Source organism: Candidatus Binatota bacterium, from assembly GCA_012960245.1.
Classification (GTDB): domain Bacteria; phylum Desulfobacterota; class Binatia; order UBA1149; family UBA1149; genus UBA1149.
Window position 1 is genome coordinate 34,434 of sequence record DUBO01000051.1, and the last position, 9,998, is coordinate 44,431.

General features: G+C 62.3%; 5 protein-coding genes and 1 pseudogene (1 of these 6 only partly in view). 4 read left to right on the top strand and 2 right to left on the bottom strand.

Annotated features, from left to right (window positions below; translation table 11 throughout):
* Positions 1-88: 88 nt before the first annotated feature.
* Complete coding sequence (locus tag EYQ35_09815) at positions 89-4,174, bottom strand: hypothetical protein (GenBank protein ID HIF64433.1); 4,086 nt, start codon at positions 4,172-4,174, stop codon at positions 89-91.
* A 452-nt stretch (positions 4,175-4,626) separates the two neighbouring features.
* On the opposite strand from EYQ35_09815, the gene EYQ35_09820 reads away from it, so the two are divergent.
* A complete protein-coding gene (locus tag EYQ35_09820; protein ID HIF64434.1) occupies positions 4,627-5,229 on the top strand; it encodes a hypothetical protein in 603 nt (200 codons plus the stop codon).
* Positions 5,230-5,272: 43 nt separating this feature from the next.
* Here EYQ35_09820 and EYQ35_09825 read toward each other — a convergent pair whose 3' ends face one another.
* On the bottom strand, positions 5,273-5,755 hold the full coding sequence (locus tag EYQ35_09825; GenBank protein ID HIF64435.1) for an FKBP-type peptidyl-prolyl cis-trans isomerase: 483 nt from the start codon (positions 5,753-5,755) through the stop codon (positions 5,273-5,275).
* 380 nt (positions 5,756-6,135) lie between these two features.
* Between EYQ35_09825 and EYQ35_09830 the strand changes: the two genes are divergently transcribed.
* From EYQ35_09830 to EYQ35_09840, 3 genes and pseudogenes are all read left to right on the top strand, one after another.
* Positions 6,136-7,665: an aldehyde dehydrogenase family protein gene (locus tag EYQ35_09830; protein HIF64436.1), complete on the top strand. Its 1,530-nt coding sequence runs from the start codon at positions 6,136-6,138 to the stop codon at positions 7,663-7,665.
* Positions 7,662-8,657: an LLM class F420-dependent oxidoreductase gene (locus EYQ35_09835; GenBank protein ID HIF64437.1), complete on the top strand. Its 996-nt coding sequence runs from the start codon at positions 7,662-7,664 to the stop codon at positions 8,655-8,657. The genes EYQ35_09830 and EYQ35_09835 overlap by 4 nt, the downstream gene beginning before the upstream one ends.
* 319 nt (positions 8,658-8,976) lie before the next feature.
* A pseudogene (locus EYQ35_09840) lies at positions 8,977-9,998 on the top strand (hypothetical protein); it runs 1,651 nt beyond the window's last position.

The following is a 9,998-nucleotide window of genomic DNA, read 5'->3' on the forward strand; positions in this document are numbered from 1 at the left end:
TTCTTCCCGGTGGCCGAGCGCATTCAGCCGGGAGGCTGAGGATTGTCTCGCGAGGGGTGAGTGCGGTGGCCCAGGAGCTGGCCACCGGTCATGGCTTCGCCGGTACCGTTGAGCCCTCGAAGGCCCCCTTGCGCACGTTGAATACGCACACCTGCTGCGGGGCTGGACCGCCGGGGTCGGCCTCGAAGATGATCACCCGCACTATCCTGCTGACTTGGGGGCGTGACGCGTCGTAGCCACCGGGGCCCTTGAGTACGATGCCGCTGGCAAAGCCCTCCTTGTCTCGGTCGTAGAGGAAGATGGATTGGCCCGAGTTGCTGCCGTTGCCCAGCAGGTCGCAGGTGGACTGGAAGGCGATGAAACGCGCTTGTGCTCCCACGCTGGGCATCGCGTTGGTACAGCCCGTGGTGTTGGTCACCTGGGTGTAGGGCGACGACGGCAAGTTGGCATCCCACAGGAAGATTTCCGTGTTCTCGTCGCCGTTGGAGCCCGCCACCAGGTCGGCATCGGAGGCGAAGGCGATAAAACGCCTACGGCTCTGGCTGGGGCTCTCACTGAAAAATCCGGAAGGGTAAGGGGAGGTTACCTGTACCAGTTGGGTCGCCTTGCGCTGGATACGGTACAAGGACCGCTCACCCGCGGTGCCGGGGGGGTTGGTGACCAGCAGATCGGCTGTGCTCGAGAACGCTATAGCCGCGGAGTTGAAATTGACGCTGTGGCCAACCACGCTGATGCCACTGCCGGCGGCCGTCAGTTGCTGGAGCGTCGGTATCGGTGCGGGGGTGCTGGGCCCCACCAGCTCGCGCTTCCACATGAAAATTTCACGGTTACCTTCGGGATTACCGCATCTCGCCGGGGCGTTGGGGCAGCGGGCGGGGTCGTCGCACACCAGTCCGGGGCAGTCGGCGTCAGAACTACAGGGGCCCCTGTCATTGTCGCCACCCACGCAGGAGTTCACCAGGTCACCGTCGGAGTCGAACAGCAGCCGGCGGGCGCGGGCTGCCCGCATATTGGGGTGATTGTTGGAGGCTCCCACGCTTTGGCTTATCTGCAGCAAGCGTTCGCGACGGCGATCGAGGTGGAAGATCTCAGTGTTGCCGTCGGGGTTAGAGCCGGTGAGGTCCGAGTTTGAAGAGAAGGCTACGAACCTCCCAGAACCGTTCAAGGTCGGGTTTTCGTGGTTGTTGTCTACACCGAAGACGAGCGACGTTGTATCGGTGATTTGTGTCATGGCTGTCGAAAGAGCGACTGTAGGGGCGGCGCCGTGGCGGATTTGTTTGTCGTATTCTTTACGGCTGAAGACGAAGATCTCGGTGTTGCCGTCGGGGTTATTACCCGTGTAGTCTGCAGCTGACTCGAAGACGATTTCATTGGCCTTGCGGCTCGGGTTCGCCGAGTTGCCCTCGAAGCAGAATAGTTCCCCGCTTTCCAGGCCGCAGTCGAAACAACCGTCGTCGGCCTGGTCGTTGCCGTCATCACAGAATTCATCGGGGTCTACCGTGCCATCGCCGCAGTATGGCAGCAGCGTGCAGTCCACGTCGCACGTGGTCCCGTCGGGAGGGTCGCATTCCTCGGCGCAACTGCCCTGCAGTACGCCGTCACCACAGCTCGTGCCGGCCGGGACACAGATACCGTCGCCGTCGCAGGTATCATCGGGCGTGCAGATGTCTCCGTCGTCGCAGGGGACAGAAGTCACCGAGAGGCAGTCGTCGCTGACGTCATTGCACTGGTCGTTGCACTCCAAGAGACCCGTACACGGGTCTCCGGTGTGGCCGCAGGCGGAACCCGAGCAGGTATCGGTGCCGTTGCAGAACAAGCCGTCCTCGCAGGGCAGGCTGTTGGCTGCATTGACACAACCGGTCGTGGGGTCGCACGCGTCGGTTGTGCAAACGTTCGAGTCGTCGCAGTTGGGAGCCGGGCCGCTAACGCAGGCGCCAGCCGAGCAGGTATCGCCGGTCGTACACTCGTTGGCGTCGTCGCAATTGGCAGTATTATCGGCATATTCACAGCCTGTCGCCGGCACGCAACTGTCGTCCGTGCATACGTCAAAGTCATTACAGTCGGGCGCCACGCCGCCAACGCAGGTGCCAGCCGAGCAGGTGTCGCTTGTCGTGCAGGCGTCACCGTCGTCACAGGGGCTGGTGTTGTCGGTGTAGCTGCAACCAGTGGCCGGTATGCAGGTTTCGTCTGTGCACCCGTTAGTGTCGTCGCAGGTGACAACTGAACTTCCCCCGCATACCCCGGCCGAGCAGCTTTCGCCCGAGGTGCACTCGTCGCCATCGTCGCAAGGAACGCTATCGTCGTCCACGTATGAGCACCCCGTCGCCGGGACACAACTGTCTGTCGTGCACTGGTTACTGTCGTTGCAGGTGACCGTGTCCCCGGGTTGGCAGGCCCCGGCAACGCAGATGTCATTCTCCGTGCACAGGTCTCCGTCGTCGCAGGTGCCCGACGTGTTGTTGGCATAAATACAGCCGCTGGCGATGTCGCAAGCATCGATCGTACACGGATTATTGTCATCGCAACTGGCTATCAGCGGTGTGCCCTGGCAGGCGCCGTTGAGGCAGGTATCGTCGGTTGTGCAGTCGAACCCATCTACGCAGGGAATCGAGTTGTTGGTGAAGGTGCACCCGGTGATGGCGTTGCAACCGTTGTCGGTACAGGGATTCGTGTCGTCACAGGTAATCGGTGATGCACCCAGGCAGGTGCCACCGCTGCACGTATCTACGGTGGTGCATACGCTGCCGTCATCACAGGCCCCGCCCTCGTTAATCGGCGTTACGACGCAGGCGCCGGTGGTGTAGTCGCAGGAGGCCGTCGCGCAGGCTCCTTCGAGTCCGCTGCAATCCACGCCTGCGCACAGGTCCACGCCCTCGCAGGTGCCATCGGTGCAGGTATCGTTGGACGTTACCGGGTTTCCGTCATCACAAGGAGTTCCATTCCCGGCTTCAGGGCTGTCGCAGGTTCCCGTCAAGGGATCACAGGCGCCGGCTACGTGGCACTGGTCAACGGCGCTGCAGATTACGCCGGCACACAGGTCCACGCCCTCGCAGTTACCATTGGTGCACGAGTCATTGACGGTCGCAGGGTTACTGTCGTCGCATGGTATACCGTTGGGGCCTTCGGGCTCGGTGCAAAGCCCTGTGAGCGGACTGCACGCTCCAGCCAGGTGGCATTCGTCAATGGCGCTGCAGACGACACCAGCACACAGGTCGACGCCCTCGCAGGTACCGGCGGTGCACGAGTCATTAACTGTCGCGGGGTCACCGTCGTCGCAGGCCGTGCCATCGGGAGCTTCCGGGTCGCCACAGAGGCCGGTCAGGGGGTCGCAAGTGCCCGCCAGGTGGCAGTAGTCGAGGGCCGAACAGGTCACGCCGGCGCAGAGGTCAATACCTTCGCAGGTGCCGTCGCCACATACGTCGCTGGTTGTCGCCGGGTTTCCGTCATCACACGTTGTCCCGTTGCCCTGGATCTCGCAGCTTTCGCTGCAGCAATCTCCATCGTCATCGTTTCCGTCATCGCACTGTTCGCCGGGGTCCAGTATGCCGTCGCCGCAGCCGTCGGTTATAAACAGGTCGTCTATGGCCGCATCGTCGTCGAGGATCAGTACCATGCTTGTTGCCAGGAAGGGGTCTATCACGCTTACTCTCTGTACGGAGTTCTCGCCAAGAAGCGCCAGGGGTATCACCTGCAGCTGTTGCCCGGGGCCCCTCAGCTCAACCCGGCTTCCGGAGTCTCCGTGTTCCACGTTGATGACGGTCAGGCCCAGCACCTTGAGAGGCGGGTCAAAGATAAAAACCCAGGTGTCTTCCTGGTCGTCGCTGCTGTGGCTGCCGCCCGGTGATCGCCGGTCGTCGTCCTCCTCCTCGAGGGCCAGGATGTTGTTCAGCGCAACGGTGTTTCCGTGGCCCTGTCCCGGGGTCTCGAGGTCGTCGTCAAAACCGGGCGCGCATTGAGAGTGGAGGCAGCTGGAGTTGAAAACCACGGGCGCGTCGTCATCATCGTGGGGGTTGAGCTGCATCGTGATTCCGTTACCGAGCGCGCCAGGCTGCAGAACCTGCCCGTCGGCAAAAGATTCGAAATCAAGCAGCAGGGTAGCCGCGTTTGCGGGGGAGGCTACGGCCACGGCCAGCAGCGAGGCGTAAAGTGTAGTGGCCAGAACAAGTCTTCCCATGGTGGCGCTCCTCGGAGAAGATCCTGGCTCATAGACCGAACCCACCCCGCGGGGATGTCACCATATTGCCACCCCCCCTGTCAAGGGGGGCAAATTGATACAAGCCTAAGATATCCCCCCCTTCCGGGGGGCAGGACGGGGGTGGGCACCCCGTGGCCTTCCTGGCGTGTACTCGTGGCGCGAGTCGGCAGCGGCATCACGATTCAGAGCACATCGTAGATAATCATCTCCCAGCCAAACGCCCATCGGCTATCCGGGACCGCTCACGGCTGACCCCGCCAGGCTGCAGGTGCCTGTCGCAGCAGGGGTAGGTCCTGTTATCGGCGATGGCTGCTTATCCCTCCTGTCATGCCGGTAATAAGCGCCTCAGCCGGAGAAGGTCCACGAGCGGGCTGGGAAATCCCGTCGGCGGGCAGTAAACTGGGTGAGTGGTGTGGTGCGGAAGTGGTGGCGTGGCGGCGCTCGCGGTGGTCCTGTCCCTGGGAGTCTCGGCTTGTGGTGCCCGGGCCCCGATGGATCTTACCGACAGTTGTTCGATATTCGACGCCGAACGTTCCTGGTACAGGGCCACCGCCCGCAGCCAGAAACGCTGGGGGATACCCGTGCACGTGCAGCTGGCGTTCATCTACCAGGAGTCTCGTTTCCAGGCCCGGGCTCGACCTGAGCGCGGGCGTTTTCTCTGGGTACTGCCCGGGCGCCGGCCGTCGTCGGCCTACGGTTACACCCAGGCCATTAAGACCACCTGGAAAGAATACCAGGAATCGGTCGGCCGCCGGGGTGCCGACCGCGACGACTTTGACGACGCGGTGGACTTCATCGGCTGGTACGCGGCGCGTAGCGTTAAGCGCAACGGCATAGCCCCTGGCAACGCCTACAGCCTGTACCTCGCCTACCACGAGGGAGATGGTGGCTACAGCCGCCGCAGCTATGTCGGTAAGCAGTGGCTGGTCGACGTGGCCCGCAAGGTGCAGCGTCGCGCCGACCAGTATCGCCGTCAGCTACCGGCCTGCGAGGAGCGTTTCAAGCCGCGCTGGTGGACGTTGTGGACTTTCTGAAGCGAGGCGACGACGGGCAAGTCCGCGGGCCTGGTCTGCAACGTCAGTTGATTTTCAGCAGCTCGACTTCGAACACCAGGGTTTCGTCCGGGCCTATATCTCTGCCGGCTCCACGCTTGCCGTAGGCCAGTTCGGGCGGGATCGTCAGCTTCCACTTAGACCCCACACCCATCAACTGAAGGGCTTCGGTCCATCCTTTTATAACCCGGCTGACGCCAAAGGTGGCTGGCTTACCGCGCGAGTAGGAGCTGTCGAACTCCTTGCCGTCGAGCAGCGTGCCGCGGTAGTGCACCGTCACCGAGTCCGCCGGCCCCGGCTTGGGTCCGTCACCGGCTTCGAGTACCTCGTAGACCAGTCCACTGTCGGTGGTCACGGTATTGGCCGGTGCTGCATCAGCCTCGGCTTCATCAGCCGCATTGTCGGCCTCGCCGGGCACATCGGCCTGCTTGTTGGTGCAACCGCTTATCGTCAGCAGGGCTGCGACACCGAACACGGTCACCAACTTCAAAAAATCTACCTTTTTCATCTATTCCCTCCAGTTCTGCGCAATCCACTGGAGTTTATCACCTGTGGGGCCGGTGCGCAGCTACCTGCAGTTTTAAACCCTGTTCTACTGCGATTGGGGCGAGACCTACGGCACAGGCGGTCCGAAACAGGGCGAGCTTTGTTGCTTGAACGACAACTTACGCCGCCCAGGGTTGAGCGGTGCTTGCATGCTCAAGGGCGGTGCCAGGGCGGGAGATGAAATGTACATACCTTGTTTCGAACTTCGCTCATTGGTCTTCCCGGCCATCTTTTTCTGCAGTCATTCTCTCGTCGGGTTTTTCAACGCGCTGGATCGTGACTTTCCTATAGCGCGGCCCGGGGCTACAGTGCTGGTTTTCGGTCTGCGGAGGACTGGCATAGATGGCGATAGTTGAAGAAGTAGGGCGGGGATCCTCGGGAAGGCGGCGCTTGTCACTCAAGAACCCGGCCACGATGGAGGAACTCGGTGTCATCGAGGTGAGCACGGCTGACGACGTGAACGCCGCGGCAGAGGCTGCCAGGGCCGCACAACCGGCCTGGGCCCGGGTGTCATTGAAGGACCGTGCCGCGCTTGTACAGAAGGCGGTCAAGGTCATAGTTCGTCGCAGCGAAGAAATAGCAGCCACGTCGATGTCGGAGACCGGCCGTACGGCCCAGGAGACACTGGCCATGGAGGTGCTCGCCGCCTGCGACGCACTGACCTGGGCTGCCAAGCGCGCGCCCAGGGTGCTGCGCGATCGGCGTCGCTGGATGCACCTGCTCGGACCCATGAAGAGCCTGCACCTGTTGCACAGGCCACTCGGCGTAGTGGGAGTCATAACGCCATGGAACGGCCCCTTTATCCTGTCGGTCAATCCCGTGGCCCAGGCCTTGCTGGCGGGTAACGCGGTGCTGCTCAAGCCGTCGGAAGTCACGCCCAATACGGGCGCGCTGGTGGGCTCGATTTTCGAGGAAGCCGGTCTACCGCCGGGCGTACTGCAGGTGTTGCCGGGTGACGGAGAAACCGGCGCTGCGCTGGTAGACGCCGACGTCGACAAGATATCGTTCACCGGCAGCGTGCGCACCGGCCGCAAGATTGGCGAGGCTTGTGGGCGAAGGCTCATCCCCTGCACACTGGAGCTGGGCGGCAAGGACCCGGCCATCGTTTGCGCTGACGCCAATCTCGACAGGGCAGCCGCGGGCACCGTGTTCGGGGCCTGCATGAACGCCGGGCAGGTCTGCATGGCGGTGGAGCGCATCTACGTTGTCGAGGACATATACGACGAATTCGTCGACAAGGTCGTCGAGTACTGCAGTTCTATAACACCCGGCGGCGACGCCGATATGGGGCCTATAATCTGGCCACCTCAGCTGGAAGTCATCGAGAGTCACCTCGCCGACGCGCTGGAGAAAGGCGCGACGGTGGTGCTCGGGGGAGGGCGGGTGAAGGATATCGACGGTTTGTATTTTGAGCCCACCGTCGTCACCGGCGTGACCCACGACATGGCCTTGATGAAAGAAGAGACGTTCGGGCCTGTGGTAGCGGTGATGAAAGTGAGCGGCGAAGAAGAGGCCCTGCGCCTGGCAAACGACAGCGACTACGGCCTGAGCTCGAGCGTGTGGACGGGCGACAAGCGCAAGGGGCTCGCGCTGGCCAGGCAGATCGAATCGGGATCGGCCTGTGTGAACGATTCCGAGATCGTCTACGGAGTCACCGAGGCCCCCTTCGGCGGACTCAAGCAGAGCGGCGTGGGCTCGGTTAACTCAGAGAGCGGGTTGCTTGGATACAGTCACCTGATGCCGGTTGTCATCGACCGCTTTAACAACGACCGCGAGCAGATGTGGTACCCGTTTGATGCCAAGGGCGCCGACGGTATGCGCAAGGCGATCAACTTTCTCTGGAACACCCCGATCGGGAGGTGGCTGTCGTGAAGTTCGGACTGCAGCTGGGCTACTGGATGATGGGACCCGAGGATCCCATCGAGTTGGTAAAGCTGGCCGAGGACGTTGGCTTTGACTCGGTGTGGACGGCCGAGGCCTATGGCTCGGACGCGATCTCGTACCTGAGCTGGGTAGGAGCGCGCACCAGCCGCATAAAGCTGGGCACCTCGGTGGTGCAGATATCGGCGCGCACGCCAGCCTGCACGGCGATGACCGCCATGACGATGGACCACCTGTCGGGTGGCCGCCTCATCCTGGGCATCGGCGTGTCGGGTCCGCAGGTCGTGGAGGGCTGGTACGGGCAACCGTTTCCGCGGCCGATGGCCCGCACCCGCGAGTTCATAGAGTTGCTGCGCACGATGCTCAAGCGCGAGGGCCCGGTGACCTTCGACGGCAACCACTACCAACTGCCGCTCGAAGGCGGCAGCGGCCTCGGAAAAGCGCTCAAACTCATCAACAAGCCCCTGCGCGCCGACCTGCCGATCTACCTGGGCGCCGAGGGCCCGAAAAACGTGAAGATGGCGACCGAGATCTGCGACGGTTGGCTGCCTTTGTTCATATCGCCCGACAGCTTTGACATCTACGCTGACTCGCTTGAGAACCTGCGTCCTGGTTTCGAGATCGCCTGTCCGGTGCAGGTGGTCATCAATGATGATCTTGAGCAGGCCCTTTCGACGGTCAAGTTCATGCTGGCTTTCTACATAGGCGGCATGGGCGCCAAGGGGCGCAATTTTCACAAGGAACTGATCGGCAGGCTGGGCTTTGCCGACGCGGCCGAAAAGATTCAATCCTTGTTTTTCGAAGGCAAACGCGACGAAGCGGTGGCCGCAGTGCCCGACGCGTTGGCCGATGCGGTGTCGTTGGCCGGTTCCCGCGAACGGATCCTCGACCGCCTGCAGGCCTGGGAGGAGAGCCCGGTCACGACTATCCTCGTTGGCACTCGGGATCCCGAGGTCGTCAAGCTGCTCGGCGAGAGCGGCTGAACTTCCCGAGCTTCGGTAGAATCGGCCAGGGCTGTTTCCGTATAGTAAGAAAACCCGTTGCCAGTACCTTGGTGCTGCGAAGCGCCGGCTTTCCCGAAAGGGGGGGCGGTTTTTTGATCGGGCCCCCTTTATTTACCCCTTTGGGGGACAGACAGCCTCCGGCCTAACTGTCACTCTGATAAAAACGGGATCCGTGATCCCGTAAACGAGGTGACGTATGTCCGTGAAGTCTTGCCGCAGGGCTGCTTGGGTTTTTCTTCTTGTGTTACTCCAGGGAGGGGTCCTTTTTCCTACAATATCATTGGCTGATCACCACAATGTGCTCGCCGCAGGCGCACTGCAGTGCTCGGATAATCCGTCCGTCGCCGTGGTGAACCTCCAGCTCGAGGCTGCCGGCGAAAACCTCTGGGCGAATTGCATCGCGCTTACTTTTCAGGACTCTACGGGTGCGACTACCGGTGTATTTCCGGTCACCAGCGATCCCCCTGATGGTGCTGGATTCATAGTACGCGCAGGCAGTTCGGCCTTGTCGGCACTGGCCGGAGCGCCGGTGCTGGACCTGGTTTTTGACTCCGGCCTGCTGGGCTCACCGGGTGGCCAGGCGTGCTACATCGGCCCGGGAACGGGTAGCCACCCGTCGGGTGCAGGTTGCAGGGACGTTAACGTATGCCAGGCGCTCACCCAGGTCGTGTGCGGTTGCGACGGTGTCCCAGGTACGGCGGACGACGGAATTATTTGTGGCGGCGGTCCGGTCTGCGGTGACGGTGTTCTCGAAGCGGGCGAGCAATGCGACGACGGCAACAACCTGCCAGGCGACTGTTGCTCGGCGTCCTGCAGCTTTGAAACAGGAAGCTGTGACGATGGAGTATTCTGCAACGGAACTGACAGCTGCTCCGCGGGAAGCTGCGCTGTTCACGACGGCGTGGTTTGCCCGGCCGTTGAGTGCGGGGCTACCTGCAACGAGGCTTTACAGGCTTGTGCTGATCCAGCCGGTACCGCGTGCACGGATGATGGCAACGAGTGTACCGGCGATGTTTGTGACGGCGCTGGAGCTTGCTCGCATCCCGCGGTAGCCGACCAGACGCCCTGCAACGATGGCGTAGCTTGCACGACCGTGGATACCTGTGTTGCGGGCGCTTGCACGGGGGTGGGCGCACCGAACGACACCACCTGTGACGGCATTGACGAAGATTGCGATGGATTTTTTGACGAGGATTTTGTCGGTGCGAGCGCGACTTGTGGCACTGGTGCCTGCGCGGCCTCCGGGGTGGAATCGTGCGTGGGGGGAGCAATAGTCAACAACTGTACTCCGGGCGTGCCAGCTGCCGACGACGCCACCTG